This is a genomic window from Arthrobacter sp. SAFR-044, assembly GCF_059414985.1.
The window spans coordinates 61,960-87,465 of the sequence record NZ_JBPFDN010000009.1 but is presented as its reverse complement, the minus strand read 5'-3'; the positions used below and the strand labels follow the sequence as shown (position 1 = coordinate 87,465).

General features: G+C 63.3%; 21 protein-coding genes. 17 read left to right on the top strand and 4 right to left on the bottom strand.

What is annotated here, in order from left to right; genetic code table 11:
- Positions 1–8: 8 nt before the first annotated feature.
- Positions 9–3,575, bottom strand: coding sequence for a MobF family relaxase (gene mobF, locus ACR65J_RS14740; RefSeq protein WP_440170312.1), 3,567 nt, complete (start codon positions 3,573–3,575; stop codon positions 9–11).
- On the bottom strand, positions 3,572–3,886 hold the full coding sequence (locus ACR65J_RS14735) for a nucleoside triphosphate pyrophosphohydrolase family protein (protein ID WP_440170309.1): 315 nt from the start codon (positions 3,884–3,886) through the stop codon (positions 3,572–3,574). The genes mobF and ACR65J_RS14735 overlap by 4 nt, the downstream gene beginning before the upstream one ends.
- A gap of 1,750 nt (positions 3,887–5,636) precedes the next feature.
- On the opposite strand from ACR65J_RS14735, the gene ACR65J_RS14730 reads away from it, so the two are divergent.
- Positions 5,637–6,245 (top strand): TetR family transcriptional regulator, encoded by a 609-nt coding sequence (locus ACR65J_RS14730; RefSeq protein ID WP_440170307.1) that lies wholly within the window; start codon positions 5,637–5,639, stop codon positions 6,243–6,245.
- 179 nt (positions 6,246–6,424) lie between these two features.
- Here the strand turns inward: ACR65J_RS14730 and ACR65J_RS14725 are convergent, their stop codons facing one another.
- The gene (locus ACR65J_RS14725) at positions 6,425–7,795 is read right to left on the bottom strand and encodes an MFS transporter (RefSeq protein WP_440170305.1); all 1,371 of its coding nucleotides are present in this window, start codon (positions 7,793–7,795) and stop codon (positions 6,425–6,427) included.
- Positions 7,796–7,982: 187 nt separating this feature from the next.
- Between ACR65J_RS14725 and ACR65J_RS14720 the strand changes: the two genes are divergently transcribed.
- The 12 genes from ACR65J_RS14720 to ACR65J_RS14665 all read left to right on the top strand — a co-directional run bounded on the left by ACR65J_RS14720 (position 7,983) and on the right by ACR65J_RS14665 (position 19,930).
- Positions 7,983–9,290: an alpha/beta fold hydrolase gene (locus ACR65J_RS14720; protein WP_440170303.1), complete on the top strand. Its 1,308-nt coding sequence runs from the start codon at positions 7,983–7,985 to the stop codon at positions 9,288–9,290.
- Between the two features lie 18 nt (positions 9,291–9,308).
- Positions 9,309–10,559: a cytochrome P450 gene (locus ACR65J_RS14715; protein WP_440170301.1), complete on the top strand. Its 1,251-nt coding sequence runs from the start codon at positions 9,309–9,311 to the stop codon at positions 10,557–10,559.
- A 14-nt stretch (positions 10,560–10,573) separates the two neighbouring features.
- Complete coding sequence (locus ACR65J_RS14710) at positions 10,574–10,897, top strand: 2Fe-2S iron-sulfur cluster-binding protein (RefSeq protein WP_440170299.1); 324 nt, start codon at positions 10,574–10,576, stop codon at positions 10,895–10,897.
- The gene (locus ACR65J_RS14705) at positions 10,894–12,186 is read left to right on the top strand and encodes an NAD(P)/FAD-dependent oxidoreductase (protein WP_440170296.1); all 1,293 of its coding nucleotides are present in this window, start codon (positions 10,894–10,896) and stop codon (positions 12,184–12,186) included. Before ACR65J_RS14710 ends, ACR65J_RS14705 begins: the two co-directional genes overlap by 4 nt.
- On the top strand, positions 12,183–12,707 hold the full coding sequence (locus tag ACR65J_RS14700; RefSeq protein ID WP_440170294.1) for an HtaA domain-containing protein: 525 nt from the start codon (positions 12,183–12,185) through the stop codon (positions 12,705–12,707). The genes ACR65J_RS14705 and ACR65J_RS14700 overlap by 4 nt, the downstream gene beginning before the upstream one ends.
- Before the next feature lie 41 nt (positions 12,708–12,748).
- Positions 12,749–13,816 carry a hypothetical protein gene (locus ACR65J_RS14695; protein ID WP_440170291.1) on the top strand — a complete coding sequence of 356 codons (1,068 nt, stop codon included), beginning with the start codon at positions 12,749–12,751 and terminating at the stop codon, positions 13,814–13,816.
- Positions 13,817–13,829: 13 nt separating this feature from the next.
- Positions 13,830–15,323: an NAD-dependent succinate-semialdehyde dehydrogenase gene (locus ACR65J_RS14690; protein ID WP_440170289.1), complete on the top strand. Its 1,494-nt coding sequence runs from the start codon at positions 13,830–13,832 to the stop codon at positions 15,321–15,323.
- Between the two features lie 37 nt (positions 15,324–15,360).
- On the top strand, positions 15,361–16,839 hold the full coding sequence (locus tag ACR65J_RS14685; protein ID WP_440170286.1) for an aldehyde dehydrogenase family protein: 1,479 nt from the start codon (positions 15,361–15,363) through the stop codon (positions 16,837–16,839).
- A 3-nt stretch (positions 16,840–16,842) separates the two neighbouring features.
- Positions 16,843–18,090, top strand: a complete 1,248-nt coding sequence (locus ACR65J_RS14680; RefSeq protein WP_440170283.1) for an MFS transporter — start codon at positions 16,843–16,845, stop codon at positions 18,088–18,090.
- Between the two features lie 153 nt (positions 18,091–18,243).
- Complete coding sequence (locus tag ACR65J_RS14675) at positions 18,244–18,456, top strand: hypothetical protein (protein ID WP_440170280.1); 213 nt, start codon at positions 18,244–18,246, stop codon at positions 18,454–18,456.
- 51 nt (positions 18,457–18,507) lie between these two features.
- The gene (locus tag ACR65J_RS14670) at positions 18,508–19,635 is read left to right on the top strand and encodes an alcohol dehydrogenase catalytic domain-containing protein (protein WP_440170278.1); all 1,128 of its coding nucleotides are present in this window, start codon (positions 18,508–18,510) and stop codon (positions 19,633–19,635) included.
- A complete protein-coding gene (locus ACR65J_RS14665) occupies positions 19,541–19,930 on the top strand; it encodes an SOS response-associated peptidase family protein (RefSeq protein ID WP_440170275.1) in 390 nt (129 codons plus the stop codon). The genes ACR65J_RS14670 and ACR65J_RS14665 overlap by 95 nt, the downstream gene beginning before the upstream one ends.
- A 341-nt stretch (positions 19,931–20,271) precedes the next feature.
- On the opposite strand, the gene ACR65J_RS14660 is transcribed toward ACR65J_RS14665, so the two are convergent.
- Positions 20,272–21,351 carry an oxidoreductase gene (locus tag ACR65J_RS14660; protein ID WP_440170273.1) on the bottom strand — a complete coding sequence of 360 codons (1,080 nt, stop codon included), beginning with the start codon at positions 21,349–21,351 and terminating at the stop codon, positions 20,272–20,274.
- Positions 21,352–21,738: 387 nt separating this feature from the next.
- Between ACR65J_RS14660 and ACR65J_RS14655 the strand changes: the two genes are divergently transcribed.
- From ACR65J_RS14655 to ACR65J_RS14640, 4 genes are all read left to right on the top strand, one after another.
- Positions 21,739–22,710 (top strand): helix-turn-helix transcriptional regulator, encoded by a 972-nt coding sequence (locus ACR65J_RS14655; RefSeq protein WP_440170271.1) that lies wholly within the window; start codon positions 21,739–21,741, stop codon positions 22,708–22,710.
- Positions 22,707–23,570 carry an SDR family oxidoreductase gene (locus ACR65J_RS14650; protein WP_440170269.1) on the top strand — a complete coding sequence of 288 codons (864 nt, stop codon included), beginning with the start codon at positions 22,707–22,709 and terminating at the stop codon, positions 23,568–23,570. The genes ACR65J_RS14655 and ACR65J_RS14650 overlap by 4 nt, the downstream gene beginning before the upstream one ends.
- A 147-nt stretch (positions 23,571–23,717) precedes the next feature.
- A complete protein-coding gene (locus tag ACR65J_RS14645; RefSeq protein ID WP_440170267.1) occupies positions 23,718–24,422 on the top strand; it encodes an SDR family NAD(P)-dependent oxidoreductase in 705 nt (234 codons plus the stop codon).
- 84 nt (positions 24,423–24,506) lie between these two features.
- Entirely contained in the window at positions 24,507–25,487 is a 981-nt protein-coding gene (locus tag ACR65J_RS14640; protein ID WP_440170264.1) for an aldo/keto reductase, read from the top strand.
- Positions 25,488–25,506 lie beyond the last annotated feature (19 nt).

Sequence of the window (25,506 nt, the reverse complement as noted above, 5' to 3'; positions counted from 1 at the left end):
TTCCCAGCTTAGAACTGCCAGCCAGCACTCGTAAGGACGACCTGCTGCGGCAAGGACAATTCCTTGTGACCGGTTCCTGATTCGGGTGGCGTAGATCTGAATCGAACGACTTCGATTGCTTCGCTTAGACGTGCTCGCTGAGCCGCTTGTTCCCACTCGAAGTCCGAGGGTGCTAACCCCAAGGGCAGGGGAGAATCGGGCAATGCCCACCTGTCCCGGTAAACGGCAACGTCACGAACCAGCTGCCACGTTTCGGCGCGGGCGGAGCCTCCGAAGGCATCGAGCAAAGAACGTTTCCACTCAGGATCGGTTGTCAGAGCCGCCATGCTGACGGTTTCCGATCTTCGGATAATACGTGCCCTGACCTGCTCAACCATCTCCGCTAAGTCGGGACGGGAAATGGTGAGCTTTTCAACCAAGGGTTCCACAGCCGCCGTCGTTCCCCTAGGTAATCGACGCAAACGCGTGCTGAGGACGGCGCAGCGATCATTGGCGCTACTGGTTTCCTGGCAGACCTGCTGGAGGACACGTTCGGTGTCCTGCCGGCTAATAGTTGTGGCTTTGCGCCATGCAGCTACGGCTGCGCCCCATGACGGCGATTGTTCGAATGCGAACGATGCGCCCGGGAGGTTCTCGTCCAGCCACTGTTTCAGATCCAGCCCTGCGGCGATCTGCGCGAGGTAGTCATACTCTGCGTAGAGTCGCTCAAGGCTGTCGGCGTTCCTTCGCTCCGCGTCGCGCACCTCGTGGGCAGTCCGCTCCGCACCTTCAGCCGCGAGTACCTCGCCAAGGATCCCCCGCCACGAGAGCTGCAGGGATGGGTCGACAGCAGCATGGTCGGCGTCGTCACCTTCGCTGACATACGCGAAGTTGCCGGACCGACCGCGGGTCATGCTGACGTACAGCAGCTCGCGGGTGAGCCTGCCCTGAGTGACGACCGTATGGCCGGTGTCCACCGTGATGCCTTGGGAACGGTGAGCCGTGGTCGCGTAGCCGAGCTCGACGGACGACTCAAGATACGACTGGGGGAGTGCGACGCTGGCGCCGGTGTCGCGACGGCGCGCAAGCAGGGAGTCATGACGCTGGCTGATGGCTTCGACGTCGAACAGCGTGCCATTCCGGACGAACTCACCGTGGCTGTCGACGAGCTTTCGGTCGTTTCCGCGGGCGATCACCGTGTCACCGAAACCTGCGCATAGGCCGTCGCTGAGCAGCATCGTCAGCTCTGGGTCCACTTCCCCTTGTGCCACCCGGTCCGCTTGGGCGCGCTCATTAAGCATGCTGACCGTTTCGTTGTCGGCAGCAATGAGGATCGACGACTTACCCGTCCGAGTATCTGCCAGCCAGGCGAGGTACGCCTGGTCAGCCATATTCAGGTAGGTTCCGTGCCGGATTCGCCCATGTGCTGCATAGTCATTAATGGATGAGTAGTCGCCCTTCCGGAGCTTGAGCGATGACGCCCGTTCCCACTCCTCATGGAACCTCCAGATGGTGCTGAGCCGTGTTGCCTTTCCCTGCCGGTCCAGCCAGCCAAGAACGCCGCCGGCATCGATGGCGTCCAGCTGTCCAGGATCACCCACGAGCAGAATCTTGGCGCTGGCTTCCTGCGCCTGGCGTACGAGCGCCGCGAGTTGGAACGTGGAAACCATGGAAGCCTCGTCAATAATGACCAATTGATTCGCTTGGAAGCACCATCGTTGCTGGGTGGCGGCAAGGCGCACAGCCTCCTGCGCTAACGCGATGCTCCGGCGCTCGCCGACGTTAGTTGCGGTCAGTTGCGTCTGGACGTAGAAGAATCGCTCGGCCCTCGAACTTGCGCCCTGCCCGGCGGATTCGTGCAGCCATTTGCTGACGTTCTCAGTGGCCATGGCAAGTTCACGGCCCAGCACCTCCGCACTTGCGGCCGCAGGAGCCAGCCCGACAACGCTGCCCGTGCCGTACTCGGCTTCCCACACAGCCTTGACGACCGCTAGCGTCGTTGTCTTTCCCGTGCCGGCTGGCCCCACGATGGCGGCGAGCCTGTTACCGGTTAGGATCACGTCGGCAACCGCGGCCCGCTGGTCAGAGTGAAGCGCACGCCTTCCAGGTTGTTGGACCTGGTCGAGGAGGTCCATGATGACGTCCGCGCGGACTGCCGGGCCGCCGTCGTCGTTCCTTGCCGCCATAATCGCGTCCTCGCAGGCGAGCGTCGACGTATCGGTGTAGAGGCGTGATCCGTGGAAGTCGAACACGCTCCGCGTTCCCAGCCGGAGGTCTGCTCGGGCGTCGGAAGAAACGGTGTATCGGTAGTCGTTTAGCGGCACGGACTGCTGCTCGGCAGCGGTGGCGACGGCGTCCATCAGCGCGCTCCTGTCGGCCGCGGGCCGGCAGCGTACTTGGGCGCAGACGCGTTCGGCTTCCGCCAGGAGGTTCCAGCGGTTCCATGTTGAGCGTTTCTGGGCGACGCGCTCACGGCTCACGGTTGCGACGGCGCTGATCCAGTCTGGGGTGAAGTCTTGGAAACCGAAAGGGGAAATCTTGGAGCGATTGACCGTTGCCGCGATGACGTCCTCTGGCTGGAATCCTTTGGCGGTGGCGCGTGCCTTCCATTGTCTTGAGAGCCGGTGCAGGGGCGTGGGGAGTTCGGCCTTGGGGACGCGTGTGGTCAGGGTAGCTTGCTGCCGAAGCTTGATGATTGTGGCCGTGCTTGGCGGCTGGCCATGTTCCTTTGTCCACTCCGCAACCAATCGGTCCGTTTCCAGGTTAATGAGGCGTGAGCGCTTGGAGAACTCCCGGATGAGGTCTTCGTCGATTCCGGTGAGCTGCTGGCTAGGGTTGTGAGTACTGATGACTGGGATGCGGATGTCCGTGTCGGTTCCAAGTTGTTCGTGGAGGGCGTCGAAGAGGAGTCCGTTGTAGTGTTCGCTGGCAGCGACGGCGGCCTTGTAGAGGGTGCGGGAGTCGAGGGTCACCCAGGCGCCGTCATTGATGCGCCGGACGCGGTTGGCGATGACTATGTGAGTGTGCAGTTGTGGATCGCCGGTGCGCGATTCCCAATGGTCGAAGGCGGCTGCGATTGCGCCTCTTGTGCCGACGTGAGCGACGCCGTTTCGGCCGGCTCTGGTGTGGATGACTTGCTCTTCCAACCAGGTCAGGGTTGCTTCAACTGCTTGGTGGTGAGTGCGGAGAATGTGGTCTTGCAGGCTGCGAGGGCTGAGTGCCCAGAGGACCGATACGGACTTTGGCACGCTGAAGGTCAGGTCGAAACCTACGACGGCGTGTCTCCTCACCGTGGGCGAACCGCTCTTGTTTTCGACGGCAATGGGATGGCCGTGCGGGCGGCCCAGCGCCGCGCCCGTGTCCGGATGCATAGCTATATCGAAGACGGCCTTAGCGTCGGACTCGGTGATGACGTCACCGCTGCTTCTGTTGATGCCTTGGAGTCCGCTGCCTATCCAGCGGCCTTGAGGCGTCCCGGCCTTTACGTAGTAGGTGGTCGCGTCCGGGGGAGTTGTGGTGAGGTCGTCCATCATCGTGGTCTTGAACAGGTAGCGAAGACCTGACTGCGCGGACAGCCGGGCGATTGACATGGTCATAGCCGTGACGATGAGGACCGGCGCTTACTCGGATTCCATCCCCGGCGATTGAGAATGTCCAGCGTCGTGGAGTCGAGGGCGACGCCCTTTGCATTGGTCAGCGAAACCAGCCATGCAGCGACGTGGGCGAGGTCCTGCACATTGGTTCTTTGTGCACGTTTGAGGCGGCCTACTTCCCCCTGCAGGACATTGTTGCTCTGGCGTAGTTCGGAATTTTCGGCCTCGAGCCGGTCAATTTCGTATGACTGTGAGCGCAGTTTCGACACCAGAATCTCGACACGACGCCGGCAGATCCTAGCTTTGATGTCCATGCCAGGGTCCGCATTTCGGAGCTCATCACCGGGAGGCGCAATTAGGGCGCCGCCGGCGCCAGCCACTTCATCTGCACCTTGCCGGCGCCGCCGTCGACGATCCCGTCTTCTGTTGCCGCAGCGCACGGAACAGAAGCGCTGGTCCCTCCGGGACGGCATAAAACCGGTTCTACACTCTTCGCAGCTCTTGTCGGTCACGGATGTTCATCGGTGTGGCAATCCGTCTCGACATGACGAGCCGCGACGCGTCCTCACGGTCAAGACCTTGGATGCCAGAGGTGTGAGGAGTTGATCGTGATGGGCAGGTGGGGAGGCAAGCGATAACTGAGGCACCGATATCGACGCTGGGCGTGTGGAGGGTGGGACGGACCGCTGAAGGTGCCCGAGCTTGTGGCACTAAGTCGCGGATTTGAGGACACGCAAGGCTCGGGCAGGCGGAGCCCGTGCGGCTCGAATTCTCAATGGTCCAGACGGCCTCTGGATAATTGCGCAACAAGCTGTTGCACAATTGCCAGGCACCCGCCGACACATGCTCAGCAATAAGGACGGCAGTCAGGTTTGGATCTAAGACTGTTATCCCGGCGTGTGCAGAAACCGGCTTTCGCACCTATTCTGACGGTCTTTTCAGCGTTTCCTGACGTCATGTTGGGGTGTGCCTCTGTCTTACAACCAACGTCGCCTGTTGGCGTTGAAGCAACCAGCTGCGGTTCACGAAACCTTGCTTTCTAGAAGAAGGCTTGGCGCTGCTGACCGGCGGGTAGAACGTAGCTTCGTTCACGGACGCTGGACGCACTTCGGATCATGACGCTCGCTCACTGTCGGTCAGGCAGGGATCAGGTCCGAGCTGTTCGGCGAACCGAAGTGGTCGCGTAAGGTCGATCCCTGGTACCCGTCGGGTCGAAGACCACGGCGACGCAGGATCGGCACGACCAGGTCGACGAGGTCATTTTACCCGTCGTGCAGGTCGTCAATGAGGATCGAGAAGCCGTCGGTGACGCTTGCATTCATCCCTCCTGAGGCATGTCGGCGACCTGCTCCGGGGTGCCGGCGACGCCGGGGTTCGGATCGAGGACGCGGTGACCGAGGATCTCTAATGGGGTCCGGCCCTCGCTGGCGAGCCTGTGGACGAGGGCCTCCTATCAGACTGCCCCGTCGGGGGAGCGGGCGCGGCTGCCAGAGTTGGTTCCGACATTGAACGTGCACCCGGCCAGGGTTCGGCTAAGTGAGCAGAGGAAAATGGGGAGAATCTGCGCCGGGCGGCACAGTCCAAACGTGAGCAGGCAGTCTTGGAGGCCGAGAAAGGCCTACGAGAATTACTGAAAGCCCGTCCAATCAGCTTTCAGACGGTCTCTGTTGAGGCCGGAGTATCAAAGGACTTCCTCTACCTCACAGCCGAGCTGCGCGAGAGAATCATGGACTTGCACGAAAGAACCATTGCCTGCATCTCGACCGGCCTCTGCCCAGCGAGAGCCTGGTGGCGTATTGGAGGACAACAACAGCATCATCAGGACCCTCACGTCGAAGCTTGCTCAAGAACGCTCCTTTAGCCGACGAAAGATCTCTGAGCTCGAGGCAGCCTTGGCGGCAGCGCACGGTCAGATCCTTGAATTACGTCGGGTCAGGCCAGCTCCGACCGGATAAGACAGCTCCCCAGCAGACGATGGGATGTAGCACGGCAGCAAGAAGCGCGGTACTGTCTTAATGACAGATACTGACATCCTGAAGCGAGGAATCCATGGTCCGGGAGCGTATGAGTCTGCGTGAGCGCCAGCAAACGCAGATCAGGGATGAGCTTCGCTCTGTTTCCTTTGAACTCTTCCTTAGGGAGGGGTTTGATGAGGTGGCCATTTCGCAGATCGCGGCGGAGGCGGGCATTTCGGAGCGAACCTTTTACCGGTACTTCGCCACGAAGGAAGATGTCGCGCTGGACTGGATTGATGACATTGCCGGGGCTATGCATCGGCAGCTGAGGGCAGTCCCCTCCGAGGTCTCTCCTGTGGAGGCCTTCGTGCGAGCGTTCGTGGGCCTGGAGCGGCTCCCTCATTTGGAGAACTCGCAGAGGATGCATCTGATTCTGACCACGCCGAGGCTTCTGTCTGCTTACACGCTCCGGCAGCATGCCTGGGAGGCCAGTGCGGCGGAGGTCATGGCGGACCGGCTTGGGGTGGACGGCCGGATGGATGCCAGGCCTGCCCTGTGGTCAGCCATCGCCTTTTCGGTGGCCTTCAGGGTGGCGGTTGAGTCAGCCGTACATGGTGTCGATACTGATTACGAGCAGGCTCTGCGTAGCCGTTTCGAAGATGCTGAGTCATTCTTCGCGACAACTCTGGCAAGCGCCACTGTGAGCGCAGCTGTCTAATTCCTTTCGTTCAAGTGGCTTAGCCCTTTTCTCCCGTTTCACTGTCAAGGCGAGTCGTTGAGACTGGAGGGTGCCTTAGACGCATCTGTAGTGGAGGCCGGACCCGACGGGTCCGGCCTCCAACTACTGTCACGGTCGTTTGTTGTGTTGCTGGATTCTGTCCCTTGCCGCCAACACCGTCATTGCTTTGAGGCGTGTTCTGTCACGGCCGGCGTGGAAGAATCTTCCAGCATTTCTCCCAGTTCCTCTTCGGCCTTCTGGTAGCGGGGAAGCAGCAGCAGGAAAATGACACCCCCCAGGACGACGAAGAATGAGGTCCAGATGGGCAGGGAATAGCTCTTGCCGATGGCATAGAGCTGGCCGATGACCAGTTGCGATCCGCCGGCGAACAGTGCGTAGAAGACGTAGAAGATACCGAAATTGAACCCAAAGCTGGCAACGCCGAAGTAGCGGCTCATGATGAAGCCGGCGAAATCTGCTTCTGCTCCGATGACGACGCCGAAGACGAACACGCCGATGGCAGCAAAATCGACGGGGGCCAACCAGGTCCACAAGATCGCGGCGGCGGCGAAGAGGTGCATGATGCCGGCGACCTTTCCGGCGTGGAATCGATCAAAGAGGTATCCGGAGCAGAGACGTCCAAGCAGCGTTGCCACGCCTAGCACTCCCAGTGTTGCTGCGGCCTGCAGTGGTTTCATGCCCCGGTCTGTCAGGAGCGGGTAGTAGTTCACGAGCAAGGCCGAGGTGAAGCCGCAGACGAGAGGCACAATCATCGTGATCGTCCAGAACAGCGGACGCTTCAGCGCCGAAAGGTCCCGTTTCGCCCCGGCCGTGTGGGTCTTCCCTGCCGCCTCCCGGGGGTCTGCCGCCTGTGGCCTAAAGAAGACAAGGACCAGGGGCAAGGGGATCAAGGCAATCACGGCCAGGGTGGTGAACGCCTGGGCCACGCCTCCCTGCTGGATCGCCAGGGTCAGGACGGTGGGAATGATCATCGTGGTCAGCCCAGCGCCTGCGGCCATGATGCCCATGGCCAGTCCCCGGCTGAGATTGAATCGCTCGGAGATGGCGCGGGTGTAGACAACGGGGATCGCACCGACGCCGATCAGCCCCATGATGAAGAACATCAGCCTGAGGCCATTAATATCCGGGGCCAGTTGGCCCATCAGGAACAGCATGGCGGCGAAAGCGGGGATACTGATGCCTGCGACAATGCGTCCGCCGAACCTGTCTATAAGCCGCCCGGCGACGGGGCCGGTAACGACCATCGCCACTGTGGCGAACAGCCAAAGCGAGGAGATCTCGCTGCGTGCGAAACCACGCTCGGCCTCCAGAGCCGGTGTGAGGGCGCCGAGTGAATTCAGCGTCAGCGTAATCATCGAGAGTGCGTAGCCAACGAAGGCTGTGACCAGGGTGGGGAAGCCCTTCTTCGTTTCACCCCACTTCGTCACCGGCGGGTAATGGCCGGTGCTAATGCGGTTCAGCCCCTTTGCGTCCGACATGTTGTTCCAATCCTCATTGACTTCCAGGACCAAGTGGTCGTCGCTGACCACCGACCAAAGTGTGTGTGCTCGATCACTGTGGCAGGTGCTGCCAACAAAAGCAATACTGCTTTTGAGGCAGTAAATATGAAAAAGGCAGCTACTGACAAAAAAGTTCAGAATGCGTGATGACAGTCACTGACAGATGTGCATATACTGTCTACATCGCAGTTCGCCAACGTTGCTGAAGGAGCGCACATTGAACAGCAGCACCGCCTCGCCCACCCGGTCCGAAGTACTCGCCTACACCTCCGGGGACGCTGAGCTCACGTACAAACTCAAAGGGATGGACGGTCGGATCAGGCTGACCCTGGCGGGGGAGAGCATGGACCTGCTGGTCGAAGATGCCCGGATTGGCGCCGTCGTGGACCCTGTCGGTGACCCCGTATTCGGTTTGAACCTTCCCGCCGAGGTCTTTGCGGCCGAATCCCGCGGGAGCCTTCGTTTCACGAGTGCATTCCGGGCCCGCCGCCACGGTGTCGAAATTCTGGGCGACCCGGCTACCGTGATTGCCCCGTACGCCGCAGCCATCGAACGCCTCTACGCTCTGCTTCTCACGGCCGGCCAGACAACCGAGCTCGAAGCACCGTCCCGGGCCTTGTTCAAGGAAACTGACACGGCGATCGGACGCTACGTCTACATCGACATCGACGGCGTCGAGTACCGCATGTACTACGAAGAGGCCGGCACCGGTGACATCCCGCTTCTGCTGCAGCACACGGCCGGCGGCGATGCCCGGCAGTGGCGCCACCAGCTGGCAGATCCCGAATTCCAATACCGCTTCCGGGTGATCGCCTATGACCTCCCGTACCACGGCCGGTCGCTTCCGCCCACGGATCTGCGGTGGTGGGAAGAGGCCTACAAGCCAACCAAGGAATGGATCGAGAAGGTCATCGTTGCATTCTCCGACGCCCTCGGACTGGACTCCCCGTTCTTCATGGGATGCTCCGTCGGCGGGCAGCTCGCACTGGACCTGGCAGCAGACTACGGCGACCGTTTCGGTGCCTACTTCGCACTGAACGGGACGCTGGACAACCCGCTGAAGGGTGATGCCATCATTGCGACCTGGAACGACCGGTGCAGGGACAACCGCTTCTCCAATGAACAGGTCAGCACCGGGATGTACTTCGCAACTTCCCCGAACGCACCCGAACCGTACCGCCGCGAAGTTTACTGGGGCTACCGGTCCAACTTCCCGGGTGTATACGCCGGAGACAACGACTACTTCATGGACGGCCACGACCTGACAGTCAACGGTGAAGGACTGGCCGCCCTGACCAGCCCGTTGTACGTCCTCGGCGGTGAATACGACCCGGCCGCGCTTGACCCCGAGCACGGAGCCCCGGCCGTCGGAAAGCTGTTCCCCAACGTGGACTTCCGCGAGTTGAAGAACCTCAGTCACTTCGCCCCTACGGATGACCCACTGACCTTCCGTGAAGCCATGCTGCCCATCCTCGATGAAGCACTCACCCGCACCGGCGCCCTGAAGTCCTCATTGGTGCCGTAGGAAAGCCAGGAAACACTCATGACCACCACCGCGAACGTCATCGACTTCGACCACCGCTCCGCCCATTACCGGGACAACTGGGAAAAAATCGCCGACGACCTCCACGCCACCGGCAACGCCATCGCCTGGTCCGAAGCCCACGGAGGCTTCTGGGTCGTTGGGTCCTGGGAAGGAGTCCAACAGGTTGGAACCGAATGGGAGTCTTTCACCTCGGTGAATGACCTCAATGGAACCGAAAACGGCGGCAAAGGCCAGCGCATCCCGCAAAACTCCTACCGCCTCTACCTGGGCGAATCCGACCCGCCCCTGCACACTGAGCGCCGCCGCCTGGAAGTCCCGTTCTTCACACCCCGGGCCATCCGCAAATGGGAACCGGTGGCCCGGCAATTCCTTGACGAAGCCATCAATGCCGTCATCGAGACCGGCCACGCTGACCTGATCAACGACATCATCCTCCCCGTCACGGCCCGCACAACCCTCTACGTCGTGGGCTATCCGGCCGACGACTGGCAGGACGCTGCCGCAGCCGCCCACCGCGGCGCCTACACCCAGCCCCACGAACCGACCTACCCGCACGCAGAACAAGCACGCCTGCGGACCCGCTTCCGGGAAATCCTCCAGTCCCGGCAAGGCGCGGAAGGAACCGACGTCATCAGCTCACTGGCCAACGGCAGCGTCTTCGGCGAACCGCTGTCCCTGGACGAGGGCGAAAGCATGATGAACGCCCTCGTCTTCGGCGGCTTCGACACCACCATGTCCGCCACCGCACGGTCCCTGGTCTGGCTCGACCAGCACCCCGAAGAGGCCGAACGGATCCGCACCGACCGCGACTACCGGCTCCAGGCGATCGAAGAACTCCTCCGCTACTTCACCCCACCAGCCGGCATGGGCAGGACGGCCGTGCAGGACATCGAACTCATGGGACAGCAGATCAAGAAGGGCGACTCCGTATACATGTGGCTCGCCGGCGCCAACCGCGACCCGCAGAAATTCGAAAACCCCAACACCATCGACCTCACCCGCGCCAACGCCCGTGACAACATCGCCTTCTCCACCGGCGCGCACCGGTGCCTCGGTTCACCCCTGGCCAAGATCGAGCTGAGCATGCTGCTCTCCGAGATCCCCTCCCGGCTGCAGAACCTGCGCATCGAACACGACAAAATCGTGCGTTACCCCACGATCGGCGGAGTCAACGGCATCTCACTGCTCCCCGCAACCTTCACCCCGGGGACCCCGTCCTCGCCCGAATCCGCCTCAACATCTGAGTAGGACAGGAAAGAACAATGCCCGAAATCACATACACCCTGCACAACGGCCAGACCCGCACCCTCAACGTGCCCGCCGGTACCACCGTCATGAAAGCCGCGACCAGCAACGGCGTCCCCGGCATCATCGGCGAATGCGGCGGAGTGCTCTCCTGCGCCACCTGCCACGTCTTCATCGACGGTCCGGACCTTGACCGTGTGCCACCGATGACCGACCTCGAAGACGAAATGCTAGAAGGCACCGCTATCGAACGTGAAGACAACTCCCGGCTGGCATGCCAAATCCACGCCACCGACGACACCTGCCCACTCCACGTCACCATCCCGGAGTACCAGCAATGACCACCCCCCAGCCCCGCAACATCCTGATCGTCGGAGCCAGCCAGGCAGGCGTGCAAATCGCCTGCAGCCTGCGCGAGTTCGGCTACGAACACGACATCACGATCGTCGGCGCCGAACTGCACATCCCCTACGAACGGCCCCCACTGTCCAAAGCCTTCCTCACCACGCAGCTCAACCACGAGGAAATCGCCCTGCGGACAGCGGAATTCTTCGCCCAGAACAACATCAGGCTCGAACTGAACCAACGCGTCACCCACATCACCCGTGATGCCAACGGCCACGGAACAGCCACCACCGACACCGGCCGCACCTTGACCTTCGACGGGCTGGCACTGGCTGTCGGAACCCGGGTCCGCAAACTCGCCGCCGCAGGGCAGGACCTGAACGGCATCTCATACCTGCGCGACGCCGACGACGCATCGCGGGTCCGGAACCTGCTCGGTCACGCCTCCAAAGTCCTCGTCATTGGCGGAGGCTTCATCGGCCTCGAAGTGGCCGCAAGCGCCCGCACCCTGGGCAAGGACGTCGACGTTGCCATCCCCCGCGACCGGCTGCTCGGCCGGGCCGTGGGAGCCGAAACCGCCGCCCAGCTGCGCGCCTCCCACGAAAAGCGCGGAATCCGGTTCATCGAACACGCCCAGGTCACCTCATTCATCGATAACGGCGAAGGCCACGTAGCCGGCGCCCGTCTGGCTGACGGACGCATCATCGACGCCGACACCGTCGTTGTTGGAATAGGCGCCGAACCCAGGGTCGAACTCGCTAAAACCCTCGGCCTGGACGTCACCGACGGCATCACCGTCAACGAAAGATGCGTCGCATCCGACGGACGGACCGTCGCTGCAGGGGACTGCGTCAGCGTCCCTAACCCGCAGGCAGGCATCGGCCCCGCACGAATGAGATTTGAATCCGTCGCCACAGCTATCGACCAGGCCCGCATCGCGGCAGCCTCGCTCATCGGGCACGCCGCTCCCGCCATGGGCGTGCCCTGGTTCTGGTCCAACCAGTTCGACCTGAAGCTGCAGGTCGCAGGGTCCCCCACAGCTGCCACCGGGCATGTCATCCGCGGCAACCCCGCGGAAGAGAAATATACGATCCTCTACTACGCGGGGGACAACGTCGTCGCCGTCGAAAGCGTCAACCGCCCAGGTGAGTTCATCGCCCTCAAAGGGGCACTGCAAAAGGGACGCACCGTACCAGTCGAACTGGCCTCCGACGAAACCCAACCGCTGAAGAACCTGCTCGTTCCCGCAGGCCGCACACTGCTCGCGGGAGCAGCGGCATCATGAACACCACCACGGAAACAGGGCTGGCTGGGCGGCTCGCATGGTCGATGAAGCAGTCCTTCCTCCGCTACGTCGCCCGTCTAAGCGACGGCCGGTGCTCGGCCACGGACGGCGCAGAACCGAGCGAAACTGAAGGATTCACCTTCGAAGTGTCAGCCATGCAGGCCACCAATCACGGGCTGAGCCTGGCCTTCCGGGGCGACCTCCGCTTCAGCGGACACCACGGCGCCCTCTTCCTGCGCATCGCAGACCCGGCCATCCTGGTCGACGGTCCCCACGGAACACTGAGCATAGCGGGCGGCGACGCCGACGCCCCCAGGGTCCCGCTGGCCACCTTCACAGCGGCCGTCGACTCCTCCGGACCTGCGCTGCGGATCGCCGGCACCGGCCTGATGCTGACCGAAGCCGGCAGCGAACTGTTCATCGGCATCTACCCGCCAGGTGAACCGCTGGATGACTTCACCGTCGAAGCAGCACACCACGCTCCGGCATCCACCGCCGCAGAACCCGCGCTCAGCCATTGACAGACCCGCCCCTTCGTTACACCGACAGCGAGAAAGACCTCATGACAACGACAACATCTGCACAGCAGTGGCCCACCACTTTGGAAGAGATCGACCTTCAGGACCTGACCGAGAGCCGCGACCGTGGCGTTCGATGGCTGACCGAACGGGTAGGCGCCGATGGTGCACCCGAGGGCGCCGACCGCGCCAACGCCTGGTGGCGGGCCCCTTGGGCTCTGGCCGTCGGAGGCGCTCCCGACGTGGCGTCCGCGATGCTCGGTTGGATCGAACGCACCGCCCTGACATCTGACGGTGACCTCCGCGAGGGCCCGGCCTCGGCCCCGGCACCCGGAAGCCCGGTCTACCACTTGTCCCCGATCGCCATCGCGGCGTGGCTGTTGGGCCGGTATGACACCGCGGAGGCAGTCAACACGGCGATGGCGCGTTACCAGGATCCGGACAGCGGGGGCGTCTATGAATATGCGACTTTCGATGACCCGCTGCAGGACATGCTGAAAACAGCCCAGCTCGGCGTATCAGCACTGGTCACCCGCGACCGGAACACCGCAGACGGGGTCTACTCCTGGCTCCAGGAAACGTACGCGCTGCAGCAGGAACTTCCCACCCGCCTCTACACCAGCCGCCGCCACGGCACCCTCGTGACCGCTTTCGAACCCAACGAAGCGTTCGGCAGGGTCGTTGACTTCACCGCCGAACGACAGGCGTACTTCCAGCCGGGCATCGCCGCAGCTTTCCTGGCGGGCTACTCCCAGCAGACCGGCCTCCGCTCCCCGATGGATTTGGCCCACAGCTACCTGGCCCTGAACCTGAACGGAACCGAGCAACAATTCAACGACGCGTCCTCCGTGCAGATCTGCAAATTCGGGTGGGGCGCCGCCGTAGCTCAAGCGGTCTCCCCAAACCCGGACACCCTGGCCTCGGTCGTCAAAATGGCTGCCTGGTTCATGCGCAACCAGCGCCCTGACGGCAGCTGGGCACCATCGAGCTTCGTCCGGCCGGAACCGACACTTCTGGACCTCTACTGGAAGACCGCCGAGCACGTCATGGAAGTGTCCTACATCCTCAACACACTGCGCGCCGAACCCGGCCAGCGCCCCACCAGCCTCTGAGACCAGGAAACCCATGAACACCACCCAGAACACCCTGCAGGCCCCCGACACGAACACCGCAGAGACCGAAGCGCTGCGCACAGTCCCCACCCAGCTGTTCATCGGTGGCACGTGGCGCGCCGCCGGCAACGAGGGCCTAATTCCCGTCATCGACCCGTCCACCACTGCCACGCTGGCCAGCATCGCCGACGCCAGCGAAGCGGACGCACTTGATGCCCTCACGGCCGCCAGCAATGCCCAGTCCCGCTGGCAGAAAACCCCTGCCCGCGAACGGGCAGAAATCCTGCGCCGCGCCTTCGAACTGGTCGTTTACCGTAGCGAGCAACTCGCCCTGCTGATCACCTTGGAGATGGGCAAACCCCTCAGCGACTCCCGAGCTGAAGTGACTTACGCAGCGGAGTACCTGCGCTGGTTCTCCGAAGAGGCCGCACGGGTCGGTGGCGGTTACCTGCCCGACCCCGGCGGAAACGGACGTCTGATCACCCTCAAGGAGCCTGTCGGGCCCTGCCTGATGGTCACACCCTGGAACTTCCCGCTGGCGATGGGAACCCGCAAGGTCGCTCCGGCGATCGCCGCCGGCTGCACCATGGTCATCAAACCCGCAACACAGACCCCACTGACCATGCTGCTGTTCGCTCAGATCATGGCCGACGCGGGAGTCCCCGACGGTGTCCTGAACGTCATCACCTCCAGCAGCGCGGCATCTGTCACGGCCCCGCTGATGAACGATCCCCGGTTGCGGAAACTGACGTTTACCGGGTCCACCCGGGTAGGACAAAAGCTCGTCGAACAGTCCGCAACCCAGCTCCTCCGCCTGTCCATGGAACTCGGAGGCAACGCACCGTTCATCGTGTTCGACGACGCCGACCTCGAAGCGGCCGTGGAAGGGGCGATGCTGGCCAAGATCCGCAACGGCGGTCAGGCCTGCACCGCAGCCAACCGGTTCTACGTCCAGGCGCGCGTGGCCCAGGAATTCTCCGAACGGTTCGCCGACCGGATGGAACAACTCGTCGTGGGCAGGGGAACCGAACCCGGCGTCAACGTCGGCCCCCTGATCGATGACAAAGCCCGGGCAGACGTCGCCCAACGCGTGGAAGAAGCACAGGCCAGCGGAGCGAGGATCCTCACCGGCGGCCAGTACCTCGGGGACACCGGCTACTTCTACGCCCCGACCGTCATCACGGACGTCGCTCCCGGCTCGCGCCTGCTGACCGAAGAAACGTTCGGTCCCGTCGCCCCTGTCGTGCCCTTCGACACCGATGAGGAAGGGCTGGCGCTGGCTAACGACACCGAATACGGCCTGGCCGCCTACGCCTACACCGAAAACACCACACGCGCCTGGCAAGTAGCCGAAACCCTGCAGGCCGGAATGGTCGCCATCAACGCCGGCATCGTCTCCAACGCCGCAGCTCCCTTCGGCGGCATCAAGCACAGCGGATTCGGCCGCGAAGGCGGGTTCGAGGGAATCAACGAATACCTCGAAACAAAATACGTCCGCTTCCCCTGACCAACCCCACCCAGCACGGATTCATCAAAGGAGAAAAATGTCCGCCACCCAATCACCGCCCCGCACCGACCTCTTTACCCGTGACAAGCTCTACATCGCCGGTGAATGGGTTCCCGCCGGCGACCGCCCACGGATCCCTGTCATCAACCCGTACACCGCCGAGGAAATCGGCTCCATACCCCAGGCAACGGTCGCTGATGTGGACGCAGCCATTAGTGCCGCAGTGACTGCCCACACCTCCAGCCCCTGGCAGCGCATGAGCTACCTGGAGCGAGGCGAAGTCCTGGCACGCATCGGCGAAGAAATCATCGCCCGCAGCAACGACATCGTCGAAGCCTACGTCCACGACTTCGGAGGCCTGCGGGCCTACGGGCAGAACCAAGCCATCAGGACCGCTGGAGTCTTCACCGAACACCTTGAACACGCCCGCCACCTGCACGACAAACCGCAGCTCGTCCCAGCCCGGGCCGGCTACCCGGACGTGCTGACCACCAGCGAACCCTGCGGACCGGTTCTGGCCATCGTGCCCTGGAACGGCACTCTCATGCTCACCGCACTGAAAGTTGCCCCCGCCCTCCTGGCCGGCTGCCCCATCGTAGTGAAACTGCCCCCCGAAGCGGCAACAGTCAGTTGGATCATCGCCGAAGCCATCGAAGCCGCCGGCGTCCCCGCCGGCATGGTCAGCTTCCTCCCGGGTAACCGTGCGGCCCTCGGAGACATCTCCGCCCGGCCCGAATTCCGCTGGATCTCCTTCACCGGAAGCACCGCCTCCGGCACCAAGATGATGCAGGCAGCAGCGGAAAACATCGCAGGCGTCACCCTGGAACTGGGCGGCAAGTCCGCAGTCATCGTCCTCGACGATATCGACCCGGAAAGCGCAGACGCCCTGATCCTGCGCGGTTCCCTGATGCAGTCAGGACAGGTCTGCACCACCTATTCACGCGTACTCATCCCGAAATCCCGTGAAACCGAGTGGCTCTCAACCCTCACCAGGATCTACGACGGCGTTGTCCTGGGGGACCCCAACGACCCTCTGACAACCATGGGCCCGGTCATCACCGAAGAGCACCGAGCTTCCATCGAAAGCTACATTCAGACCGCCAAGGACGAAGGTGCCACCATCCTGGCCGGCGGAAACCGCCCCGCACGCCTTCCCGGGTACTTCGTCTCACCCACCCTCATCGCCGACGTCAAGCCGGACATGACCGTCGTGAAGGAAGAAGTCTTCGGCCCGGTAACCGTCGTGCAGACCTATGAGGACCTGGACGAGGCCGTCGCAATCGCCAACGACTCCGACTACGGCCTCGCGGCCGGAGTCTTCACCAACAACGAAGACCTCGGGGTCGAACTCGCGTTGCGGCTGCAGGCCGGCAACATCACCATCAACGGTGCAGGGGTCTGCAACATCCTGCCTTTTGGCGGCTACAAAAAGTCCGGCCTCGGTCGCGAGGGCGGACTGCAGGGCGTCGAGGAACTCCTCGAATTCAAGCAGATTCAGCTTCCCCGGAAGGCATGAGCAATGACTGAAACTATCGCCGATACCTCGGCAACAGCACTCGAACACCAACTCGCAGACACAGCCGCCAGCCGCGAACTCAAGGGCCCCCGGCTGCGTTCCACCATCGGCGCCGGCCTGCTGACCATCGCCGTCTCCGGCGTCAGCGCCCTGGGCTTCATGGTCGTACCCGCCGCTAAGGAATTCGGTGTCGCCATGGCCCAGTACCTCGTGTACTACAGCCTCTGGACCATCGGCGGCGCCGTTACCATGGCCATCATCGGCCGCGTCTACGAACGCGTCGGCGTACGACCGGTCATCACCATCGGCGGGATCGTGGCCACCGCCAGCCTCACGGGCATGGCACTGGCCCCGAACATCTACGTGATCTACCTCTGCGGACTGCTCACCGGTGCCGCCTTCGGAACCTGCACTGTCATGGCCGCCACCACAATCATTACCCTCTGGCATTCCCGCAACCGTGCCTCCGTCCTCGGCATCGTCTTCATGGGCACCGGCATCGGCGGGTTCTTATGGGGATTCATCATGCCCCAGGTCGTTAAAAACGCCGGCTGGCGCATGGGCTACGCAGCCCTGGCCATCAGCGTTTTCGTCCTGATCGTCGGAGCGGCCGTCTTCCTGATCCGCAACCCCCCGGTGCTGGCCGCAACCGCCGCGGCCAAGAAGACCGACGCAAAAGCCACGGCCCTAAAGGTTCGTCCGGCCGCCTTCGTCATCGTCTTCGTCGCCACGTTCCTGATCTCCCTCCCCATCGGTGTGACCCAGGTGCTCCCCAGCCTGCTTGGCGGCAAGGGAATCCCCGCCCTTGAAATCGGTGCCATCATGTCAGTGATGTCGATTGGCATGATGCTCTCCAAGCCACTCCAGGGCGTCATCGCGGACCGGATCGGCCTCTCCACAGCCCTGGCCATCGCCGCTGCCTCTTCTACTGCGGCCTTCCTGATCCTCGCCTACGTCGGCTCCAACATCGCCGTCACCATCGCCACCGTCCTCGTGGCCGTTGGCAACACCCCCCTCACCGTCCTCCTTCCGATTGTCATCGCCAAGCTCTTCGGACAAGTCCGGTTCTCACGGGTCTACGGCGTCGCCATGATGTTCTACTACTTCGGCCAGGCCCTCGCCACGCCCCTGTGGGGCCTGAACTTCGACCTCACCGGCGGCTACACCATAGCCCTCCTGCTCGCCGTGACCGTCTCAGTCCTCGGACTCGCAGGGCTCGCCGTCGCCCTGCGCATGGCACCAAAGGACTAACCCCCCATGGTGCGCATGGTGCGGACCGCCACTAGCGGTGCAGGACCAGCACCATGCGCACCACCCCCACCCGGGCAAGCGGGTCACAACCCTGAAACAGGCCCGTGTCGCTCACCTCCACGTAAGCGACCGCACCAGCCACAGGAGCGAACAATGCGTGATCTCACCTCGATCAGAACAGATAACGAACTGCTGGCCACCCTCGCACCGGGAGACACGGTCGAAGCCGTTGGCCAAGACGGCCGACACATCGTCGGATCCGTCGACGTGGTGGCCGCCGAACTCGGCGTGATCTGGATCTACCAGCTATCCGGAGACCGCCAACTTCTCGACACCAGCGAACACCACATCATCCCGGCCACCTGAAAACAACAGCAGGCGGCCACCCAGAACCAGCAGCACCCAAGGGAGACACAAGTGAAGGCATATCGGGCATTCGAAGCAGGACGAGTCGAACTGACCGACGTGACCGTCCCACAACCCCGTGAAGGCGAAGTGCGGATCCGCACAGTCGCAGCCGGGGTCTGCCACAGTGACCTCACCCTCCTCTCCGCACCAGAACTGTTCGGCGCCGTTCTCCCCGTGACCCTCGGCCATGAAATGGCCGGAATCATCGACGCCATCGGACCAGGAGTACGAGGATGGACCGTCGGGCAGGCCGTCGGAGTCAAAGGCATCTCCGGATGCGGTACCTGCCGACGATGCCGCGAAGGACGGCCGGCATCCTGCGCGACCGGATGGTCGGCCCTGGGCGTCACCGACGACGGCGGCATGGCCGAATACTTCCTCGCACGTCCCGAACATCTCGTTGACGCCACCGGACTGGACCTCAGGCAAGCCGCCCCGCTGACCGACGCCGGACTGACTGCCTATGGTGCAGTCGAACGTGCCCGCACGATGCTCACCCCAGGGTCCGTAGCCCTCGTCATTGGCGTTGGAGGCCTCGGGCACCTCGCCGTTCAGATCCTCAAAGCCACCACCGCCGCAGCGGTAATCGCTGTCGACGTGTCGGATCAAAAGCTCGCTCTTGCCGTTCAGCACGGCGCAGACCTCGCCCTCACCTCTGGCGAAGAAACAGCCGAAAAGATACTGGCCCGATTCCCCGAAGGAGTCGACGCCACCTTTGACTTCGTAGGACGCACCTCTACCCTGGCCCTCGGTGCAGCCGTCACACGTGCCGGCGGACTCCTCGCCATTACTGGCATCAGCGACGGATCGCTGGACGTCGCCGGAAATCGAGCCGGCGGCGTCAAACCTGAAGTAACCGTCGTCAAAACATCATCGGGCAGCAAGTCCCACCTCGTCGAAGTCTTCGCCCTGGCACGAGACGGATACCTCACCGTGGACATCGAAGAATATGCATTCACCGACACTGAACGCGCCTTCGAAGACCTCCGCACCGGACAAATCATGGGACGTGCCGTGCTCGTCTTTGACAACAGCCGCAACGATGTCGAACGACATTCGACATCACTCGCACACAAGAACCGACCGCCAGTCGGGCAGCATCCCATTAAAGGACGCGTCTTCAACGGCTCTGCCTGAGAAAACGTCCTCCCAACGCTACCAACTACCGGATAACCCGACCGAGGGCAACTACGAATGGCAGAAGACCGAGGACGGCAAGAAGATCACCAACTACCTCTACTCAGAGAAAGAGCCACTGTTGGGGTTCGCCGGCCTGTACGAGTGGTGGGCTGATCCGTCGCTGCCAAAGGATGATCCGGAAAGATGGCTGCCCAGCTGCACGGTGCTCACCACGACCACCCAGGACGCCCTGAGCACGTCCATGACCGTTCCCCGGTCATCATCCCGCGGGACCGGTTCGCTGAATGGCTAGACCCGGATCTGACCGACAAGGACGGCATCTGGGACGTGCGCCTTACCGATCAGAGATGCGCTTCACTGGCGTGAACGCGGCATTCGATGCATAGCGCAACGTGATTACGGGCGTTTAGCCTTGTCAGGCGGTTTTTCTGTCAGGTTGGGGTGCAGTTAAGCCCGACCGAAAACCTTGGCGCGCGGTGCCTGGAACCTGCGTATTTCATCAGATGCAGCCATGGCTAAAAGGCGATCCATCGATAGCTGGCGATAGCGTCGGTCTCTTGGGGAAGCGTTCGTGCGATCACCGCAAGACTGCCGCCGCCGCATCGCACCGTGCAACGGAAGAGTCGAATGACCTCAGCCTTCCACCAGCTGAGGCCAGTTGGTCGCGAAGTACGTCACGAATGTGTCCGCCAGTTTCTCCGAGCGGAGGTGGTCCCGTGTCACGGGAAAGGACGGCGCGCGGTAGCCGGGGTCGGCTATTGCCCGTCGGGAGAAGGCATGGTCGGCGATAGCGGCCTTGCCGATGTAGGCGAGGTCAGCCCCCTGGTCGAGTACCCGCTGCACTGCCGCGGCGCTTGCTATGTGCCCGGCGACACCGATGACTGTTCCGTGGCGGGGCAGGTCAAGGAAGTGCTCGACGAGTGTTGGCCTGCCTTCGGGGGCGTTTGCGGGAAGCTTCGCCACGTCCCACAAGGACAGGTCGAGGATGTCGATGTCTCTGCTGGCGAGGAGCTCGCCGACGAGCTGGACCATGTCCGCCAAGACCAGGCCGTAGCGTTCGACGGACAGTCGGAGCCCGATGTGAAAGTCCGGGCCGGTGCGTTCCCTGATCGCATGTACGACCTCTTTCACGAAGCGGCCCCGTCCGGCGGGGTCACTCCCGTACCCGTCCTGTCGGAGGTTGTTCGAGGCGTCGAGAAACTGGCCTACCAGGTAGCCGTGGCCTCCGTGCACTTCAATGCCGTCGATGCCGGCTTTCTCGGCGCGTGCTGCGGCATCGGCGAAGTCCTCGACCGCCCGCTGGACCTCACCGGTGGTCATGCCTCGCACCCCGGTCTGCGCATCATCCCACGGTCCCACGACCTCCTGGCCGGACAGCGTCCTCTCCGCACGGACGCCTCCGTGATGGAGCTGCACCGAGGACCGTGCACCAGCGGCGGAGACGGCGGCGGCAAGGCGCTCCAGCCCGGGCAGGTGCTCGTCGGAGGAGATACCGAGCTGGCCGGGCCAGACCTGTCCGGCCGGGTGCACATAAGCGGCCGCGGTCTGCACAAGGCCGAATCCTCCTTCAGCGCGGGCGACCAGCCAGGCGAGCTCGTCCTCCGACAGGGTGCCGTTCGGATTGCTCTGCTGATTGGTCATGGGCGCGAGGACCAGGCGATTGGGCAGAGGGTGTCCATGGCGCAGATCCAGCGGGTCGGACAGATTCGTCATGGGGCTCCTGTGGGATACGGATTTACCTAGTCGGCGAGAGCGACTTCCAGTTCAAGGTCGTCCGGGAGGTCTCGGATGACGGCCAGGTCCCAGATAATCATCGCCCGTGAGCGCACGAACGGAACCTGTCTCCTCGTAGATGATGATACCGAGACTGTCCATCGAGTTGCATAGACGAGATCCCCCGGCTGGACATCGGGGTAATACTCCAACGGTGATTGATCGCAAGCACAGCTGATAACCACAGGGAAATCAGAGTTTAAGGCGGTCCCGCGGTCGGTCTTTTCTGTGTGCCCGCATCGGCATGGGTTTCTGGTCTTTCGCGACCAATTGGGGGTGTCTGATAGACACTGCCACCGCCGGCCTTGCCTGCGTAGCGTGGTGGATGTGGCAAGAAGAGATGAAATCCGGGACTTCCTGATCTCGCGGCGCGCGAAGATCACTCCGGAGCAGGCCGGCATCCCCAGCTATGGTGAACTGCGCCGTGTGCCGGGCCTGCGCCGTGAGGAAGTGGCCCAGCTCGCCGGGGTAAGCACGGACTACTACACGCGGCTGGAACGCGGTAGCCTGGGCCGCGTTTCGGATGCTGTGCTCGAGGCTGTTGCTTCGGCCCTTGAGCTGGATGAGGCGGAGCGAAGCTACTTGCTGGACCTTGCACGGGCGGCCAAAACCCCGGTGCGGCGGGCAGCGCGTCGTCCGACCCAGCAGCGGGTCCGTTCCGGGGTGCTGCGTCTTCTGGAAGGGATGAGCGGAGTGGTCGCTGTGGTGCAGAACGGCCGCTCGGACGTGCTGACCACAAACCTCTTGGGCCGCGCGCTGTACGGGCCGGTATTAGAGTCCCCAGTCGCTGCTGGTCCAGACACCCAAGACGGGCGGCCGAACCAGGCACGCTATCTCTTCCTCGATCCGGGAGCCGGGGACTTCTACCCCGATTGGCGTGCCGTCGCGGCCACTACGGTCGCGATGCTCCGCTCCGAAGCTGGCCGGAACCCGCACGACCGGGCACTGAACGAGCTGATCGGGGAACTGACCACCCGCAGCGGGTTGTTCGCCGCGCTGTGGGCAGGACATGACGTACGGATCCACACCACCGGGACCAAGCGCTTCCACCACCCGGTCGCCGGGGACCTGTCCCTGCAGTTCGAGACGCTTCACCTTCCCGGCGATCAGGGACAGACCCTGTTCACCTTCACCGCCGAGCCAGGCTCCACATCCCAAAACGCGCTGGCATTCCTGGCCAGCTGGGCGGCATCACCGTCCGAAACAGCCGCCAGGGCCGGCGGCCCGCAGGCAAATCCACGATCTTGGCCCGCTCCCACACGCGGCTCGGACCACTCCACGCAGGAAGACAGAACATGACTGAACAAAACAGCACCAAGCCCGGGAAAAAGGTCTGGTTCATCACCGGCGCGGCGCGTGGCCTCGGTACTGACATCGCCAGGGCCGCCCTCGCGGCCGGCCACGCCGTGGTCGCCACCGGCCGGGACCCCGAGAAAGTCACCCAGGCCGTCGGTAAAAACGAGAACCTGCTGGTCGTGAAGCTCGACGTCACCGACCCCGCCGACGCGACCGCCTCTATACAGGCAGCCGTGGACCGGTTCGGTCGGATCGACGTCCTAGTAAACAACGCCGGCAACTTCTACGCAGGGTTCTTCGAGGAAATCGTCCCGGGCGACTTCCGTGCCCAGATCGAAACCACCATGTTCGGGCCTATGAACGTCACCCGCGCCGCCCTGCCGGTCCTGCGCGCCCAGCGCTCCGGCCTGCTGGTCACCATCTCCTCAACCGCAGGCATTGCAGGCGGAGAGTTCCTCACCGCGTACGCCGCCTCCAAATTCGGCGTGGAGGGCTGGGCGGAGTCACTGGCCCCGGAAGTCGCACCGTTCGGCATCCGCAGCATGATCGTGGAACCAGGATTCTTCCGCACCGAGCTCCTCACCCCGGAATCCGCGAGCTACGCGGATTCCACCATAAAGGACTACGCCGAGCGGACCGAGCAAACCGTGACGGCGTGGAAGGGCATGAACGGACTTCAGGGCGGGGACCCGGCAAAGCTCGCCAACGCCCTCCTCCAACTGGCAGAACTGGAGGCGCCCCCACTGCGCTTCGCCGCTGGCGCCGACGCCGTGGCCAACTTCGAGACCAGGGCCAAGGCACTCCAGGGACAAGCCGACGCCCACCGCGAGCTCTCCATCAACCTGGCTCACGACGACGCCTAACCCTACCCCTCGCCGCCAGCCGCGCCCCTGAGCCCAGGGCGTTGGCCGGCCAACGCATCCAAGCCACTCCCACAACAATCCCGGGGGACGCACGTGGCTGACGCCTGCCCAAAAAAGCTCCCCCACCATTTGAAGGAGAACAAACCAATGACAGCGAAACTGACCGGAACCGTCGCCCTGATAACCGGAGCCAGCAGCGGCATCGGTGACGCCACCGCCCGTGCCCTCGCCGAACACGGGGCCTCCGTCGCCGTCGTCGCCCGACGCAAAGACCGCCTCGACACACTCGTGGCCGAGATCGAGGCCACCGGCGGCACCGCCTACGCCGTTTCGGCCGACATCACCGACCGCACCCAGGCCGAGAAGGCCGTAGCAGAGGTCATCGATCGCTTCGGCCGCCTGGACATCCTGATCAACAACGCCCGACTCATGCTCCTCGGCCCCATCGCTGGCGCCGATGTTCAGGAATGGAAACGGATGATCTCCGTCAACCAGAACGGCCTGCTCTACATGACCAACGCGGCACTCCCGCATCTACTCAAGGCAGCTCAGGACGGACCGCGCAAAGTGGCAGACATCGTCAATATCTCCTCGCATGCCGGGCGGCAGGCGTGGGCGAATTTCGGCGTCTACAACATGACCAAGTTCGGCGTGAACGGCTTCACCGAGGCCCTGAGGCAGGAGGTCACGAAGAAGCACGTCCGCGTCGGCGTGCTCGAGCCGGGTGCCGTGGACACTGAACCTATCTCGCACAACAACGACACCATCCGGGACGAACTCGCCGCCTCCGACGCCATCCCCGAGCCGCTGCAGCCCGGGGACATCGCCGAGAGCATCGCCTTCATGGTGTGACCCGCCCGCGGCGATCCTCCATCGCAGAGCTGTGGGCCATGCCCACGTCCCAGGCCTGAAAACCACCCCGAAAGGAATCACAACATGAAGAACGCACGCCTCCGAGACCTGGAAGTCTCCCGCATCGGACTCGGTGCCATGACCATGGCCGGCACCTACACCAGCGAGGGCGCCCTGGATAACGCCGAGTCGATCCGCACGATCCACCGTGCGCTCGAGCTCGGGGTCACCCATATCGACACGGCGGAGATCTACGGGCCGTTCCTGAGCGAGGAGATCGTCGGCCAGGCCATCAAGGGCCGCCGTGACCAGGTCAAGATCGCCACGAAGTTCGGCCTGGTCTCCCATTCCGGCAGCGGCCCCGGCATGATCGACAGCAGCGCGGCGAACGTGCGGTCCGCCGTCGAGGGCTCCCTGCAGCGCCTCGGCACCGATCACATCGACCTCTACTACCAGCACCGGGTTGACCCGAACACCCCCATCGAGGAAACCGCCGACGCCGTCGCGGAGCTCATCACCGAGGGCAAAGTGCTGCACTTCGGCCTGTCCGAAGCCTCCCCGGACACCATCCGCCGCGCCCACGCCGTGCAGCACGTCTCAGCCCTCCAGACCGAGTACTCGCTCTGGACCCGCGACGTCGAAGAGGAGATCCTGCCGCTGCTGCGTGAACTCGGCATCGGCTTCGTCCCCTACTCACCGCTCGGACACGGCCTGCTCACCGGGCAAATCCGAACAGTGGAAGACTTCGCCGATGATGACTGGCGCAAAACCAACCCCCGCTTCATGGGTGAAAACTTCGTCCGGAACCTCGCGATCGTCGACGAAGTCCGGAGCATCGGCGCCGAAATCGGCGCCACCCCAGCCCAGACCGCGTTGGCCTGGCTGTTAACCCGCGGCGGGGACATCGCCCCGATTCCCGGCACCCGCCGCGTCTCACGGGTGGAAGAGAACACCGCCGCCGATTCCGTCGAACTCACCACCGGCCAGCTAGAACGCCTTAACTCGCTCCAACCCGCAGCAGGGGCACGGCACGACGACGCCAACATGGTTTCCATCGATCGCTAAGCCTCAATTCACCGACGCC